This window comes from Pleomorphochaeta naphthae (assembly GCF_055396005.1).
Genome location: NZ_AP042457.1, coordinates 597,758 through 614,459 on the forward strand (window position 1 = coordinate 597,758; position 16,702 = coordinate 614,459).

Below are 16,702 nucleotides of genomic sequence, written 5' to 3' on the forward strand. Positions count from 1 at the left end.
TTATTTAAAAAAATGCGAAAAAAAGTATTGACTTAAATGATTAAAAACTGATATGGTACAGAAGTGCTCAAAAAAAATGAGTGCCAACATTAAGTTCTTTTTTAAAGGGCTAAATGTAATTGTTATTTGAAATTATGAGCGTAAGGGAAGAGAAATAGAAAGCAAATTATAGTGATGAAAATTGCTGTAAAGAGGGCTTTCTGTCAATTCAAAATAGGAACAAAGATGAAATAAGCTAATGTTCGTTAAGCGAGTGACAGGAATTAAATTAATTTGTTAATTATAGTGGTCTTTATGGCCACAATTATATAACGGAGAGTTTGATCCTGGCTCAGAACGAACGCTGGCGGCGCGTTTTAAGCATGCAAGTCGAGCGGTAAGCTAACTTCGGTTAGCCTAGAGCGGCGGACGGGTGAGTAACACGTGGATAATCTACCCTCTTGTTTGGGATAGCCTGTGGAAACATGGGGTAATACCAAATAATACTCTTTTATCACAAGATAAGAGAAGGAAAGGCGCTGAGGCGTCGCGAGAGGATGAGTCTGCGTCCCATTAGCTAGATGGTAGGGTAAAAGCCTACCATGGCGATGATGGGTAGCCGGCCTGAGAGGGTGATCGGCCACATTGGAACTGAGATACGGTCCAGACTCCTACGGGGGGCAGCAGCTAAGAATCTTCCGCAATGGACGAAAGTCTGACGGAGCGACGCCGCGTGAACGATGAAGGCCGTGAGGTTGTAAAGTTCTTTTCGGGAGGAGGAATAAGGTTTGCAGGGAATGGCAGACTGATGACGTGAATCCCGGAATAAGCCCCGGCTAACTACGTGCCAGCAGCCGCGGTAACACGTAGGGGGCAAGCGTTGTTCGGAATCATTGGGCGTAAAGGGCGTGCAGGCGGTATTGCAAGTCTGGCGTGAAAGATCTCGGCTTAACCGAGGGAACGCGCTGGAAACTGTAATACTAGAGTACAGGAGGGGACATTGGAATTCCAGGTGTAGGGGTGAAATCTGTAGATATCTGGAAGAACACCGGTGGCGAAGGCGAATGTCTGGCCATGTACTGACGCTGAGACGCGAAGGTGCGGGGAGCAAACAGGTTTAGATACCCTGGTAGTCCGCACAGTAAACGATGTACACTAGGTGGTGGGTGGTTACACTCAGTACCGAAGCTAACGCATTAAGTGTACCGCCTGGGGAGTATGCTCGCAAGGGTGAAACTCAAAGGAATTGACGGGGGCCCGCACAAGCGGTGGAGCATGTGGTTTAATTCGATGATACGCGAGAAACCTTACCAGGGCTTGACATATATTGGACGAATCTAGAGATAGGTTTTCCCTTCGGGGTCGATATACAGGTGCTGCATGGCTGTCGTCAGCTCGTGCTGTGAAGTGTTGGGTTAAGTCCCGCAACGAGCGCAACCCCTACTGCCTGTTACCATCACGTTATGGTGGGGACTCAGGTGGGACTGCCGGTGACAAACCGGAGGAAGGTGGGGACGACGTCAAGTCATCATGGCCCTTATGTCCTGGGCTACACACGTGCTACAATGGCCGGTACAAAGCGCAGCGAAACCGCGAGGTTAAGCGAATCGCAAAAAGCCGGTCTCAGTACGGATTGGAGTCTGCAACTCGACTCCATGAAGTTGGAATCGCTAGTAATCGCGCATCAGCATGGCGCGGTGAATACGTTCCCGGGCCTTGTACACACCGCCCGTCACACCATCCGAGTTGGGGGTACCCGAAGTCGCTAGTCTAACCCGTAAGGGGGGACGGTTCCGAAGGTATGCTTGGCGAGGAGGGTGAAGTCGTAACAAGGTAGCCGTACCGGAAGGTGTGGCTGGATCACCTCCTTTCTAATAAGAAAGGTAAAGTATTAACCTCTCACAGTTAATACTGCAAACATAGGATGTTATCCGATAGGTGGAAGACCTATCACAAAAAGACCCTCTTAAAATAATTTGCAGAAAATTCTCTTCCCGCTCTTTTATAATTTTAGACAACGGGGGCATAGCTCAGTTGGCTAGAGCATCGGCTTTGCAAGCCGAGGGTCAGGGGTTCGAGTCCCCTTGCCTCCAAAAGAAGAGATATTTGACATATATAGCGTAAGGGATTGTAAAGATAATATGGTCAAGCGAATAAGGGTCCACGGAGGATGCCTAGGAGCCGCCAGGCGAAGAAGGACGTGGTTAGCTGCGAAAAGCTGCGATGAGGGGCCAACACCCTATGATCCGCAGATATCCGAATGGGGTAACCCGACAGTCTGGATGATTGTCACTATTATGTGAATAAAATAGCATAATAGAGGTATACGCTGGGAACTGAACCATCTAAGTACCAGCAGGAGTAGAAATCAAAAATGAGATTCCCTTAGTAGCGGCGAGCGAAGGGGGAAGAGCCCAAACCAAGCGCTTTTAAGTGTTTGGGGTTGTAGGGGTGCATCGGGGGAATCCCGATTAGTAAGAAAAGTATTTATTAGACGAAAGATTCTGGGACGGTCTGTCAGAGAAGGTGAAAGCCCTGTAGTCGAAAATAGATACTCTAATTGGATGCACTACCTGAGTACGGCGGGACACGAGAAATCCTGTCGGAATCTGGGGGGACCACCCTCCAAGGCTAAATACTCGGCGGCTACCGATAGCGCATAGTACCGTGAGGGAAAGGTGAAAAGCACCCCGGGAGGGGAGTGAAAGAGAACCTGAAACCGTGGACTTACAAGCGGTCAAAGCCCGAAAGGGTGATGGCGTGCCTTTTGTAGAATGAGCCTGCGAGTTACCGTGTGTAGCAAGGTTAAGGGATAGGAGTCCTGGAGCCGTAGGGAAACCGAGTCTGAATAGGGCGATAAGTTGCATGTGGTAGACCCGAAGCCAAGTGATCTAACCATGGCCAGGCTGAAGCTGGAGTAAAATCTAGTGGAGGGCCGAACGTAAATCCGCTGAAAAGGGTTGCGATGAGCTGTGGTTCGGAGTGAAAGGCTAAACAAACTTGGAGATAGCTGGTACTCCCCGAAATAGCTTTAGGGCTAGCGTTACGTGGACTGCCACGGAGGTAAAGCACTGGATAGATGCGGGCCCTTCACCGGGTACCAAGTTTAACCAAACTCTGAATGCCGTGGTACAATGCGTAGCAGTCAGACGGCGACTGATAAGGGCCGTCGTCAAGAGGGAAACAGCCCAGACCGTCAGCTAAGGTCCCAAAGATATACTAAGTGGGAAAGGAAGTATGATTGCACAGACAGCCAGGAGGTTGGCTTAGAAGCAGCCACTCCTTCAAAGAGTGCGTAATAGCTCACTGGTCGAGTAGTCATGCGCCGACAATCCAACGGGGCTAAGTATATCACCGAAGCTACGGCACAGCGCTAGACGCTGTGGGTAGGGGAGCATTCTGTGTACGGATGAAGTCAAGACGGAAGTTTTGGTGGACGGGACAGAAGAGAGAATGCAGGCATGAGTAACGAAAAGAGGGGTGAGATCCCCCTCCGCCGAAAGCCTAAGGTTTCCAGGGTAAAGTCAATCTACCCAAGGGTTAGTCGGCCCCTAAGGCGAGGACGAAAGTCGTAGTCGATGGGAAGCGGGTCAATATTCCCGCACCTCTCAGTGTTTCGATGGAACGAAGCATAGGGCGAAACGCGGCAGGGCGACGGTTGTCCCTGTCAAAGCAGCGATGCGTTAAGGTTAATAGGCAAATCCGTTAACTAAGAGGAGCTGTGAGCGATTACTTTTACGGAAGTAAGAAGCGCGTGTAGTCGTCGTGCCAAGAAATAGTTTCTAAGGTAAGGCACTGAGGGACCGTACTATAAACCGACACAGGTGGGCGAGCTGAGAATGCGAAGGCGTACGGAAGAACTCACGTTAAGGAACTCGGCAAAATGCATACGTAACTTAGGGATAAGTATGGCTCACGAGAGTGAGTTGCAGAGAAATGGCCCATGCGACTGTTTACCAAAAACACAGGTCCATGCGAACCAGCAATGGGAAGTATATGGACTGACACCTGCCCGGTGCTGGAAGGTCAAGGGGAGTGGTTATTGATTTATCAAGAAGCTGCGAACTCAAGCCCCAGTAAACGGCGGCCGTAACTATAACGGTCCTAAGGTAGCGAAATTCCTTGTCGGGTAAGTTCCGACCCGCACGAATGGTGTAACGATATGGGCGCTGTCTCAACGTGAGATCCGGTGAAATTGAAGTTCAGGTGAAGATGCCTGATACTTGTGGTTAGACGGAAAGACCCCGTGAACCTTTACTTCAACTTGACATTGAAAATTGGACAAGGATGTGTAGGATAGGTGGGAGACGTAGATGCGTGGACGTCAGTTTGCGCGGAGTCGTTGGTGAAATACCACCCTTCCTTTTCCAGTTTTCTAACCCTGGCCGTGAAACCGGTTAGGGGAGAGTGTCAGGCGGGAAGTTTGACTGGGGCGGTCGCCTCCTAAAGTGTAACGGAGGCGCGCGATGGTCACCTTAGGATGGTTGGGAATCATCCCTCAAGTGTAAAGGCACAAGGTGGCTTGACTGCGAGGCTTACAAGCCGAGCAGGTACGAAAGTAGGTCTTAGTGATCTGGCGGTAGCGAGTGGAAGCGCCGTCACTTAACGGATAAAAGGTACTCCGGGGATAACAGGCTGATCTTGCCCAAGAGTTCATATCGACGGCAAGGTTTGGCACCTCGATGTCGGCTCATCGCATCCTGGGGCTGGAGCAGGTCCCAAGGGTTTGGCTGTTCGCCAATTAAAGCGGTACGCGAGCTGGGTTCAGAACGTCGTGAGACAGTTCGGTCCCTATCTGCCACAAGCGTTGGATGTTTGAGGGGTTCTGCTTTTAGTACGAGAGGACCGAAGTGGACAAACCTCTGGTGTACCAGTTGTCGTGCCAACGGCAGGTGCTGGGTAGCTACGTTTGGAAGAGATAACCGCTGAAAGCATCTAAGCGGGAAACCCTCCCCAAGATGAGACATCCCATCCTCTTTAAGAGGACTGAAGGAACCAGAGAGAATATCTGGTTGATAGGCCGAGAGTGTAAGCATGGCGACATGTTCAGCTTATCGGTACTAATTAGCCGTGAGGCTTGACCATATTATCGTTGCGATCCCTAGAATATCGCACTTAAACTCGATAGCTAAATTTATTTAGCTCTCTAGGTTTAAGTTGGCCCGGTGGCCATAGCAGAGTGGACACACCCGTTCCCATCCCGAACACGGCAGTTAAGCGCTCTCACGCCGATGGTACTACAATTATGTGGGAGAGTAGGTAGCTGCCGGGCCTTTTTTTTATTTTTACACCTTTGGGTGTATTTTTTTTTTACCTTTTTAAATTTAACAATTATTTTTTTATCTAATTGATTTTATTTCTAAATATCTTTAATCTTAAGTTAAAAATATGAACAGATTAAAAAATATAAAAGCGATCGTTTTAGATTTAGATGGTACACTGCTTTCTCCAGATTTGGAAATTTTAGAGAATACTAAAAATGCTTTATTAAAGGCTAAAGCAGCAGGTGTAAAATTAATAATAGCTTCAGGCAGAACGCCTCAAACAGCCCTTGTAATGACAAAAGATTTGAATATAGATGTTCCAATGGTGTTAGCTAATGGCGCATTAATTTTTAATCCTACTACTAAAGAAATTATAGATAGTATTTCCATAAGTTCTGATACAATTAAATATTTATTAAAATTATCTCATCAGATAAATGTAAGTTTAAATATTTACACTCCATATTTTATTTATATGGAAGAGAATAAAATCGAAGAATATATTAAAGATTCAGGAGACGATAGGAAAAACTTGATTAATCAAGATCTTTTTGATTTTGATAAAGATATAGCTTTAAAATGTGAATTCTTTGGTAAAAACCAAGGATATAATGAAGAGTTACAAGCTTTAATATTTAATCATACCAAAAATATTGAAGAAAATTTATATATTACCACAGCCCATCCAAACTATTTAGAAATATTGAATAAAAAATCTAATAAGTATTATGGAATAAAGAGGGTTTTAGAATTAGAAGGTATCAAGGATGATGAAGTATTAGTCTTTGGAGATAATCACAACGATATTGAAATGCTAACAAAATTACCAAATACTGTTGCAATGGGAAATGCTAAATTGCCTATTAAAAAAGTAGCAAAATATACAACAAAGTCTAATTCTCAAGATGGTATATTTCATTTTATAAAAAATAATACTAATTTATTCTAGATAAATATATATGATGAGAATATAGTATTATAATTTACATAATTTAATTATGTTTATAATACAATGAAATTTAATCAACTACTTTTTTTACATGATATTGCTCTTATAATATACCTATTATAGTTCTAGAAAATTAATATTTTATTTTTTTCATTATTGTTATACATAAATATTCTACACATTAGTATAAAATTTCTGTTTGATTATTGTTCATCATATTTAGCTTATACAGAGTCTTTGGTTTTTACTAATTTTAATCCCAATAGAGAATTAATTGTGATTTTCATTTATCTTAATTTACTATTTTTTATTTTTTAAAATAGATTTTCAAAATAAAGTTTAAAATAGCAAATATTTATAGCAAAAAAAATTGACAGCTCAAATTAATAAGTTTACTATTAATTATTTAAGGAGTAATAAATGAAAGTAAAAAATGTGAGATTGTTAATATTTTGTTTGCTAGGGTGTATGTTAGTGAGTCTATTAGGCTGTCTAATAGAGATGAATGAGTATCAGGTAAGTTTTAATAGTGCTGGTGGTAGTTCAGTTGAAACCCAATTAATAATAGCAAATCAAAAAGCAATTACTCCTTCCTCTAACCCAACAAAATCAGGTTATACTTTTGAAGGTTGGTATAATGAAAATAATTTATGGGACTTTGATACTCCAATTACTCAAGATATAATTTTAACTGCAATGTGGATAGAAAATTCTATAACAGTTACTTTTAATGTAAATGGGGGAGAAAACCTTACTTTTAACACTCTAAACGTTTCTTTAGATCAGCCATATGGCACTCTACCCACTGCTACAAAAGTAGGTCATACCTTAATCAAATGGGAAACTACTCAAAATGATACAGGCGAAGAAATTAGTGCAACTTCAATAGTAACAAATGCTTCAAATCATACCCTCTATGCAAAGTGGCAAGTTAATACATATATAATAACATATGATACTCAAGGAGGACCTCTTTTAGATCCACCGACAGGATCTATTGTCTATCATGATTATTATAGTAATCTTCCCTCTCCAACTTGGGAAAGGCATTCATTTCGAAAATGGTCTAAAGATGAAGAAGGTACTTTATTAATTAACAATGGAGATTATTTTGAAGGTACTGAAAATTTTACTCTTTATGCGATATGGGATTTTGAACCCTTTATTGGACCTGCAGGTGGCTGGGTATTTTATGAAAATCCAGATCCAATAACAGCTGGGTGGCAGTATTTAGAAGCAGCTCCTGAATCTTGGTATGATGGAACTGATGGTGCTTTTCAATGGGGTGCCCAAGGTTATGAAATTGAGCTTTCTGATGTTGCTTATTATCAAATTGGTATAGGATTGAGTAATACTCTATCTATTATAGAGTATCATGAAAACTTAGGCCCATATCCAGAGCATTATTACAATTATCCTACAGACTATTATCAGTATAATGATGGGGTAGTTGCCGCAAAAGTCTGTGATGATTATTCTATTACTGTGGGTGTAGAAACTTATGATGATTGGTATTTACCATCCTTATTAGAATTAGCTGAAATTTACAAAAACTTAAATAATGGAGTAACCTTTAAAGGAGGGTTTGTGCTAGAAAAATATTGGACTTCTACTGAATCTAATAGTAATGGAGCTAAAGCTAGGGATTTTGGCGATTTTAACTACTCTAAAGATTTAAATAAATCTGCTAAACTTCATATAAGGCCAATTAGATCGTTCTCTTTAGAACCATAAAAAAGCTAAACAATATAAAAAGGGCTTGAAGCAATATGCTTTAAGCCCTCTGATTTATCTAATTATTTATGACGAATAAACCAAAATTTACGTTTAAAAAAAAGTTTTCTTAAATATTTTTTAATTTAATTTGAAGAACTTTCCACAATCTAAATGCTGCTTCTTCACTTAATTTAAGAGAATTTTTCATAGCAACTTCTAAAGGCATTGCTTTACTTGTTGTAGAGATAATTCCGTCTATTCCTAAATTATATAAAGAATCAGTGCCATCTCCGATATCACCAGCTATTGCGATTACTGGTACATTAAATTTCTTTGCGAGTTTTGCAACTCCAACAGGAACTTTTCCTCTTTTACTTTGACCATCAATCTTACCTTCTCCTGTAATAACAAGATCAGCATTTTTAACAGCCTCTTCAAATCCAATAGCAGTTAAAACTAGTTCAATTCCACTTTTTAACTCAGCATTTAAAAAAGCTCTAAGAGCAAAACCTAAACCGCCTGCTGCTCCACTACCTTTTTCTAAAGCTTCTTTTTCTTTATTCGCAAGTTTAGCAAATTTGTTTAAACTTTCATCTAGAAATTTTACAGTTTCTTCATCTGCTCCTTTTTGTGGTCCATAAATATAACTTGCGCCATTTTCTCCACATAAAGGATTGTCTACATCACATGCAACAGATATATTTGTTGACTTTATTTTGTTGTGTAAAGTTGAAAAATCACATCTTTTTATTTTAGCTAGATTTTCTCCAATTGGTTTTACTAAATCATCATTATTATCGTAGAATTTAGCACCTAAGGCTGTTAACATTCCAATCCCACCATCATTAGTTGCACTACCACCAATTCCGATAACAAGATTTTTAACACCACTATCTAAGGCTGCTTTAATTAATTCACCAGTTCCATATGTTGTAGTATAAAGAGGGTTCCTCTTATCGATATCAACTAGGGGAAGACCACTTGCTGCAGCCATTTCAATAAAAGCTGTTTCATCATTTTTTACATAACTAGCCTTTATTTTATTGAATAATGGATCGCTAACACTAATTTCAACTTGTTTGAATCCTTCTAAACTTCCAACTACTTCAAGAAGACCTTCACCACCATCAGAAACGGGAAATTTGTCTACGATTACGTTTTTATCTGCTTTATGTATACCTCTTTCAATAGCATCAGCAACCTCAAGAGATGTTGCACTACCTTTAAAAGAATCAGATGCAATTACTACTTTCATTTTTTCCTCCATGTAAATATAATAATACCATGATAGTTTTATGATATAAATCGTTTTATAAACTGAAATTTAGGAGATTAATTTGGTTTATAAACTAATATTAGTTAGTTAAATCTTGGAAAAACTCTATAGCAAGTTGAAATATCATAGAATCTCTTACATCTCTAGGATTTAAAGTAGTAGTATCTTTTATTTTATTTAGATGGTATTGAAGAGTATTTGGATGCATATTTAACAAGGAAGAAGCCTTATTTATTGAGCAATTAGTATCATAATATTTTTTTAAAATATTAATTACTTTATGGAGATTGTCTTTGTTGTAGTTTGCAAAAACCTTATTTAAAATTAAATTTTTAGTATTACTAGGTATTTGTTCATAAATTAAATCCATATATAAATCACTAAAATATGAAAAACCATTAATATTTTTGCTTCTTTGAATTTTTAGGGCGTGTTTAGCATTTAAATATAGAGAGTGGATATTATAAAAGTCTACAGTTTCATTACTTATTCCGATAAATATCTTAGCATTTTCAGTTTCACTAATTTCAATAATTTTTAACAGTTGATTATTAAGTTTTTCTTTATCAATTAATTCAGTTGCTAAAACAATAAAAGTTGATTCTTTAAAAATTAAGTTAGATTGGTTAAAAGAATAGAGTTTATTGATTACTTTTTTTTCTAAATTTAGCAAAATATTCTTATTTAAAATAGAAATTTCAATACAAATGATTCTTCTTTGCTTTTGTATATCAATATTTAAATCAAGACCACGTTGAATTAATTGAGTATTAAAAATCGTATTAGGTGAAGAAATCCAATCAATTAAAAAATAGTTCCTAACTTTCTCTTTATTTAGTTTTTCTTCTTCACGAGCCTTGCCCTCGATGAGAATTTCTGTCATTTTTTTGACAATGTTTCCAAAAGATCTTGTTTCATCAGTATTGCCAGTTATACCGACAACTCCAACTATCTCTCCATTAATTTCAATAGGAAAATTCAAACCAGGGTAGGTGCCTTGTAAGTCTAGGTCTTTTTCAAAAACTGAAAGTTCTTTTAATTGTTCATTAATTATTTTAAATGCGCCTTCGTGAAAGGTGTTGATTCTTTTGTTATCGGAACTAGCTATAATAATTCCTTTATTATTCATTATATTCAACTTCTTATTTAACAGAGTTGAAATTTCTTTTACTATTTCCCTAGCATCTGTTTTTGATAATTCCATAAAAATATACTATCATGATTTATAATAGCTTTGTAGATATTTTTCTTTTTTTAAAGATAAATAGTATAGATAATAAATAATGATTAATAAAAAAATTAAAATAAATAAAGAAAAAATCTCTAATATCGTATATATTATATATATAAGTAATTATTGAAATTGAGGATATTGTGGCAGATAATATTGAATTTTATAAACCAACATTAAGAAGAAAAGATATGCAATCTGTATTGCAAACCATGGTTGATGAGAAAATAGGGCCAGGAGCAAAGAAACAAGAATTTATTAATATTCTTTGTGAAAAGCTAGGTAAAAAGGGTGGAATAGCACTAAGAAGCTATTTTAATGCTATTGTTTCAGCTTTAAAGATTTCAGGTGTAATGGAAGGAGATTATGTAATCACTTCAATTTTAGCACCTAAAATTTATGTTCTTGCAATTAAAAATTTAAAAGCAAAACCAGTTTTTGTAGATATTAGTTCAGAAACGGGTTGTTTAAGTGCATCTAACGTGCTTGATAAAATTAATGAAACAGGAGCAAAAGTATTACTCTTATGTGAACCGTTTTGTCAAATTCCTTATAATGAAGATTTTAAAAGTTTAAATATAACAGTAATAGAAGATATTTCTCAAAGCTTCGGTTCTAGGTTTGATGATTATTATGCTGGTTGCTTTTCAGATATAGTAATTTGTGCCTTTGAACAAGAACATATAGTATCTTGTGGTGGTGGAGCAGCAATATTATATGATGATGTTACAAGGTTTAAAGATGAGTTAAAAAGAATATATCAACCCATCTCAAAATATGAAGTTATGCCAGATTTAAATGCCTCCTTAGGTGTTGTACAGCTTCATGATGTTGAACAACATCTACAAAAACGAAATGAAATTTTTAATATGTTTAAGAAAGCTCTTATGAAGAGTAACCATCAATTATTTGGGCAAAAAGATATTAATTTCTTTTCTAATGGATGGTCTTTTCCTGTCGTTTTGGAGTCAAATCCCGAAGACGTGATTAAATTTGCAAAAAAATATAATGTTACATGTATGAAGATGTTTTCAAATAGTGTAGGCAATGATTATAAAAATCAATATTCATTATACCCAAATGCTAGTGCAGCAATATTGAGAGGTGTTGCTTTTCCAATTTATCCATTTCTAAAATCAAGTGAAATAGATATTTTAGTAAAAGTTATATCAAATTTACCGTAGTAAGAAAATATATCTCTGCCAAATTACACTAGGTAGAAAGCTAGATTTTATTAGGAGTTTCTATGTCAAAAAAATTAAAACATATATTAATTGTTGCCAATTGGCAAAAAGACCATGTCAAAGAAGTATCAAATGCTATAATAAAGTATTTGGATAAAATTAATATTAATTCAACTTTATTTAAAACTAATTCTGATTCTTCTTCTATGAATTATAAAGGAAAAATTGACTTAATTATTTCTCTTGGTGGAGATGGGACTGTTTTATATTGTGTTAGACATTTACAAGATTTAGGAGTTCCTATTTTACCTGTTAATATGGGAACTTTTGGTTATATTACTGAAGTATCTTTAAATGAGTGGAAATCCACTTTAAATTCATATATTGAGGGTGGAAGAAATCATTTATTACATAAACGATCTACTATCAAAGCCTCTGTTATTAGAAAAGGTGAAGTTGTTTTCGGTGGGACTGCCTTAAATGAGGTTGTTGTAACCTCAAACGGACTTAGTAAAGTTATCACTTTAGATATGAGTGTAGATAATACATTACTTGGAAACTTTAGGGCTGATGGGATGATTGTTTCAACTCCTACAGGTAGTACAGGTTATTCCCTAGCAGCAGGTGGCCCAATTGTTGATAATGATTTATCAGCTCTAGTTTGTACACCAATTTGTCCTTTCACTCTTTCTAATAGGCCTTTAGTTGTTTCAAGTGAAAGAAGAATTTCATTAAAAATTTTAGAGAAACAAAGAACAGAAATTATGGTAAATCTAGATGGGCAAGTGAATGCTCAAGTCTATGAAAATGACATTGTCGAAATTAGAAAATCTAGAACAAAAGCTATTTTATTAGTTACTAATAGTAGGACTAATTTTGATATATTAAGAGATAAATTAAATTGGTCGGGAGGAAGAGGTAATGCTTGAGTGTTTAGATATACACGCTTTTAAACTCATAGAAGACATTCATATTGATTTTAGAGATGGCTTTAGTGTAATAACCGGTGAAACAGGGGCAGGTAAATCGATAATGCTATCTGCACTTTCTCTACTTTTAGGTGGGAAAGCTGATATTACTTCTATAAGACATGGCTTTGAAAGTGCTAGTGTTGTAGGTCAATTTTATATTGATAAAACAGATAAAGAACTGATAGATTTTTTAAACCAAAATAATATTGATTATAGTGATGATACTCTGATAATAAAAAGAATAATAAAAACAAATGGAAGAACATTAAGTTATATAAACAATGAAGTTATTAATAGGAAAATTTTATCTCAGCTTTCCTCCTATTTGGTAGATATATCAGCACAACACGCTCACCAATCAATAATGAAAAGTTCAAAACAACTTTTATTAGTTGATAGCTATGGTGAAACTTTCCAATCTCTAAAAGAATATAGAGATGTTTACCAAAGGGTAAAAGATTTGGAAAATAAAAAAGCTGAAACTGAAAAGTTAATCACAGAATCTAAACAGCAAGAAGATTATTTAAAATATGCTTTTGAGGAAATAGAAAGTGTTAAACCAAAAGAAAATGAAGATGAAGATTTGAGCGATAAAATTAGAAAAATAAGTCAGTTTGAACAGATTCATGATAATATTAGTTATGTTATAGATATATTACATAATTCATATGAGGGCTCTAGTACTTTAAATAATTTGGAAACCTGTGGTGAACTATTAGAAAAAGTTGGCAGAAAAGATGATTCGCTAGTATCCTTATCTTCAAGGATGAAAAGTTGTACATTAGAGATAGAAGATATTTTTGAGACATTGAGAGATTACTTAGATAATATGCAATATAGCCAGGTTGAATTAGATCAAATGCAAAGTCGACTTGCCGCTTTACAAAAAATTAAGAAAAAATATGGACCATCATTAAAAAATGTTATCGAATTTAAAAATAATATAAATTCAAAATTAAATGCTCTCAATAATGGTGAAGATGATATAATCTTTATTGAAAAGAATTTAAAAAAAGCTAAGATGGATTTAAAAGAAAAAGCTTATGCTTTAAGTTTACAAAGGAAAAAATCTGCACTTAAATTATCCTCTTCAATTGAAAAAACTTTGAAAAAACTTGGAATGAAACATGCTACTTTTAAGATAGAGTTAAAACAAAGAGATTATCATTTAGATGGAATTGATGATGCAGAATTTCTATTAAGTGCAAATCCAGGAATAGAGATGAGAAGCATTAAAGAAATAGCAAGTGGCGGAGAACTTTCAAGAGTTATGCTTGCAATAAAAGCAACATTAAGTGAAAAAGACCATGTTTCAACTTTAATATTTGATGAAGTAGATGCTGGAATTGGAGGAGAGGTTGCAACAAACGTTGCCCAAGCTTTACTAGATTTGGCTTCTTCCTCACAAGTTATTGCTATAACTCATCTAGCCTCTATTGCAAGTAGGGCTAATTCACATCTTATGGTAAAAAAATATGTGAAAAATGATTTGAGCTATACAACTATTGTTGAATTATCAAAAGAAGATAGAGTTGTTGAAATAGCTAGGATGTTATCTGGTGATAGTGATTCTAAAGTATCAATTGAACATGCTAAATCATTATTAAACTGATATAGCTATAGTATTAAAATTTATAGTTTTAATATTAAAATTAATTGATATGATATAAATTTGATGTTTTATTTATTTGTTATAGTACAAAAATTATATTATAGTGATATATAAAAAGACGCAAAGTTAATTGCGTCTTTTATATTTTAAACAAAGTTCAATAAAGTTTTCATTTTATTAAATAGAGAAGAATCTATATTTAATTTTTCTAAATCTTGATCCATAAATGAATATACAACATTTTGTAAGGTTTTCATTTCTAGATTTAATTTTTCCTCATGAGCCATATCTAAAAAGTTAATTATATATTCAATCAAATTGTTATGTAGCCCTTCATTTCTAATTCTAAGAGCTATCGATTTAGCTTCATCATTAAAAATTCTTTTAACAGTATCTTTTTCTTTTTTGCGTCCTTGAATCATAATAAAATCTATCAAGTGTGTTATACTTTGTTTTTTTGATTCCCATGTCAAAGTATTAGGTGTTATAAAAAGAGATCTTAGTGCTCTTAAACAAGTTCCAATATTTTCAATAAATATTGTGTCGTTAGGGGCGAATTTAGAACCTTTAGATATCATAGAATAATTATCTATATCTCTTGCAATTTGTTTTAATTCAATATCATCTACTACACTTAAAGATCTTTCAATCCAATTGTAGGTTAAGTCAACGATTCTCTCGTTTACATCTTTATTGTTTATAGTATAATGATATGTAGAATTAGAAACTTTATCTGTTAAAGTTAAATATAATTCAAAACCCGTTTCGCCAGAGTGTTCATCAAGAATGGCCTCTCCTTTGAATTTTCTAAGGGAAATACTATCGTAAAATTCAAGACTTATATTTTCTTCAACAATCATGTATTTTGTTAAATTAAATCTACCATATTTATTATCATACAAATCGATATTAGCTATTAATCTGTTTAAAATAAAATATAAAGAAGCTTCTACTTCCCCAGGGAGTAAATTTAGAGATTTTTGGGCAAGAGTCATTCCATCTCCATCTTTTTTGTTATTGCATTTAGCAAGCTTTAAATCTTTCAGAAAAGGGGATAATAAGTTTTCATTAGTGAATTTTTGAAATAAATTTATAGCATATAGTGCGTAGTTAATATTTTGTATAGGCTCTAAACCGGCTAAGTCGTTAAAGAACCACCCACATGAGGTGAAAGAAAAGTGGGAGTTTTTAATACCAACAAGAAGGGCAGCAATTTCAGATTCAAAACCTTTAGCTTCACTATGGGAAGAGACAAGATTATCGATGAAATTTTTCATTTCCATTTCTTCGCAAGCCACTGGTGCAAAATCTAACAACAGTTGCAATGGCTTTATACTAGAATTAAATATTTCAGTAATTCTTGAATTAAAAATTTGTTGTAAGCGATTTGCATTGTTTTGGAAAGCTATTCTAAGTGGAAGTCTCCATTTTTGGTTCCAATTAGCTTCTCCGCCAGTGTGACACCCACAATCTTTATACCATCTGCTAACTCCATGGAAACAAGACCAGCTAGTGCCTTTATTATCTTCACCAGGTTTTAAGTAAGCCCTACTAGTTGGAGGATTTTGTTCAAGAATTGTAGCATAATTAGTTAATTCAAACTCATCTCTTTGGTTAACTTTTTTTATCAATGCTGCAAGAGCCATATCCCCAAAAGGTTCATGGTGGCCATAAATTTCTCCATCTGTTGCAGTATGAATTAAATTAGTTTTATCATTATCGCTTATTGATTTTATTACATTATAAAGATTGTCTGCATCTCTTAATAGGTGGCCAAAGCTAATTCCTTCAGCTAATTGAGGATTGTAGAAAAAAGCACTTATTTTGTTACCTTTTTCACCTTCTATATAAAAAGGCCTATCATATGGGGCTGGCTTATCTCTTAAGTGAATTATTTTTTTATCTTTATCTTCTATAGCTTTACATTGCCAAGGGGATAGGATAATAAATTTAATACCTTCTTCAACAAGTATGTCAATAACTTTTTCATTTACTGCTGTTTCAGGAAGCCACATTCCTTCAGGCATTCTGTTAAAGCGAGATTTAAAATCTACAATTCCCCATCTAATTTGTAACTTAGCATCTTCTAGACTATCTAAAGGTAAGATTGTGTGATTAAATCCCTGTGCAATAGCATTGCCGTGACCTAATCTTTGTAAGCTTTTTTTATCAGCTTCAATAATTTTATCATGAACATCCTTATGATGTGTTTTGATCCAAGATAATAAGGTAGGACCAAAGTTAAATGATATATATTCGAAATTATTTGACAAGGATAGTATTTTACCTTCACCGTTTAAATACCTACTACTAGTATTAGAAGCATAGCACTCTTGAAGGATTCTTTCATTCCAATTTATGAAGGGAGCAGCGGAGTGTTGTTTAGGAATAATTCCAGTAAAAGGATTTTCTCTAGGTGGTTGGTAAAAATGACCGTGTAAAATAAGTTTTTTTTTATTTGTGTTACTCATAAGAGGGAATATACCACATTAAGATTTTTTTGTGTAGAAGCTTAGCTAT

At 35.4% G+C, this 16,702-nt stretch carries 8 protein-coding genes, 1 tRNA gene and 3 rRNA genes; 9 read left to right on the forward strand and 3 right to left on the reverse strand.

Annotated features, from left to right (window positions below; all coding sequences use genetic code 11):
• Nucleotides 1-308 precede the first annotated feature (308 nt).
• From ACZ5SO_RS02785 to ACZ5SO_RS02810, 6 genes are all read left to right on the forward strand, one after another.
• Nucleotides 309-1,850, forward strand: a 16S ribosomal RNA gene (locus ACZ5SO_RS02785).
• Between the two features lie 148 nt (nt 1,851-1,998).
• A tRNA-Ala gene (locus ACZ5SO_RS02790) sits at nt 1,999-2,072 on the forward strand.
• A gap of 50 nt (nt 2,073-2,122) precedes the next feature.
• Nucleotides 2,123-5,064 (forward strand): 23S ribosomal RNA (locus ACZ5SO_RS02795).
• Nucleotides 5,065-5,140: 76 nt separating this feature from the next.
• Nucleotides 5,141-5,251, forward strand: a 5S ribosomal RNA gene (gene rrf / locus ACZ5SO_RS02800).
• The 16S, 23S and 5S rRNA genes sit together here with 1 tRNA gene alongside, the layout of an rRNA operon.
• 116 nt (nt 5,252-5,367) lie before the next feature.
• Nucleotides 5,368-6,192 carry a Cof-type HAD-IIB family hydrolase gene (locus ACZ5SO_RS02805; RefSeq protein ID WP_464626637.1) on the forward strand — a complete coding sequence of 275 codons (825 nt, stop codon included), beginning with the start codon at nt 5,368-5,370 and terminating at the stop codon, nt 6,190-6,192.
• Nucleotides 6,193-6,612: 420 nt separating this feature from the next.
• Nucleotides 6,613-7,926: an InlB B-repeat-containing protein gene (locus ACZ5SO_RS02810; protein ID WP_464626638.1), complete on the forward strand. Its 1,314-nt coding sequence runs from the start codon at nt 6,613-6,615 to the stop codon at nt 7,924-7,926.
• A gap of 109 nt (nt 7,927-8,035) precedes the next feature.
• Here the strand turns inward: ACZ5SO_RS02810 and ACZ5SO_RS02815 are convergent, their stop codons facing one another.
• Both ACZ5SO_RS02815 and ACZ5SO_RS02820 read right to left on the reverse strand, forming a co-directional pair.
• Nucleotides 8,036-9,163 carry a glycerate kinase gene (locus tag ACZ5SO_RS02815; protein ID WP_464626639.1) on the reverse strand — a complete coding sequence of 376 codons (1,128 nt, stop codon included), beginning with the start codon at nt 9,161-9,163 and terminating at the stop codon, nt 8,036-8,038.
• Nucleotides 9,164-9,263: 100 nt separating this feature from the next.
• Entirely contained in the window at nt 9,264-10,388 is a 1,125-nt protein-coding gene (locus ACZ5SO_RS02820; protein ID WP_464626640.1) for a CdaR family transcriptional regulator, read from the reverse strand.
• A gap of 170 nt (nt 10,389-10,558) precedes the next feature.
• On the opposite strand from ACZ5SO_RS02820, the gene ACZ5SO_RS02825 reads away from it, so the two are divergent.
• The 3 genes from ACZ5SO_RS02825 to recN all read left to right on the forward strand — a co-directional run bounded on the left by ACZ5SO_RS02825 (nt 10,559) and on the right by recN (nt 14,182).
• Nucleotides 10,559-11,599 carry a DegT/DnrJ/EryC1/StrS family aminotransferase gene (locus ACZ5SO_RS02825; RefSeq protein WP_464626641.1) on the forward strand — a complete coding sequence of 347 codons (1,041 nt, stop codon included), beginning with the start codon at nt 10,559-10,561 and terminating at the stop codon, nt 11,597-11,599.
• Nucleotides 11,600-11,661: 62 nt separating this feature from the next.
• Nucleotides 11,662-12,528: an NAD(+)/NADH kinase gene (locus ACZ5SO_RS02830; RefSeq protein WP_464626642.1), complete on the forward strand. Its 867-nt coding sequence runs from the start codon at nt 11,662-11,664 to the stop codon at nt 12,526-12,528.
• The gene (recN, locus tag ACZ5SO_RS02835; RefSeq protein ID WP_464626643.1) at nt 12,521-14,182 is read left to right on the forward strand and encodes a DNA repair protein RecN; all 1,662 of its coding nucleotides are present in this window, start codon (nt 12,521-12,523) and stop codon (nt 14,180-14,182) included. Before ACZ5SO_RS02830 ends, recN begins: the two co-directional genes overlap by 8 nt.
• Before the next feature lie 146 nt (nt 14,183-14,328).
• Here recN and ACZ5SO_RS02840 read toward each other — a convergent pair whose 3' ends face one another.
• Nucleotides 14,329-16,653, reverse strand: a complete 2,325-nt coding sequence (locus ACZ5SO_RS02840) for a DUF3536 domain-containing protein (RefSeq protein WP_464626644.1) — start codon at nt 16,651-16,653, stop codon at nt 14,329-14,331.
• Between the last annotated feature and the right edge of the window lie 49 nt (nt 16,654-16,702).

Bases quoted from the DNA above. Each gene is read 5' to 3' on its own strand.
- ACZ5SO_RS02805 (WP_464626637.1), top strand. From the start codon at position 5,368: ATGAACAGATTAAAAAATATAAAAGCGATCGTTTTAGATTTAGATGGT.
- ACZ5SO_RS02810 (WP_464626638.1), top strand. From the start codon at position 6,613: ATGAAAGTAAAAAATGTGAGATTGTTAATATTTTGTTTGCTAGGGTGT.
- ACZ5SO_RS02815 (WP_464626639.1), bottom strand. From the start codon at position 9,163: ATGAAAGTAGTAATTGCATCTGATTCTTTTAAAGGTAGTGCAACATCT.
- ACZ5SO_RS02820 (WP_464626640.1), bottom strand. From the start codon at position 10,388: ATGGAATTATCAAAAACAGATGCTAGGGAAATAGTAAAAGAAATTTCA.
- ACZ5SO_RS02830 (WP_464626642.1), top strand. From the start codon at position 11,662: ATGTCAAAAAAATTAAAACATATATTAATTGTTGCCAATTGGCAAAAA.
- recN (WP_464626643.1), top strand. From the start codon at position 12,521: ATGCTTGAGTGTTTAGATATACACGCTTTTAAACTCATAGAAGACATT.
- ACZ5SO_RS02840 (WP_464626644.1), bottom strand. From the start codon at position 16,653: ATGAGTAACACAAATAAAAAAAAACTTATTTTACACGGTCATTTTTAC.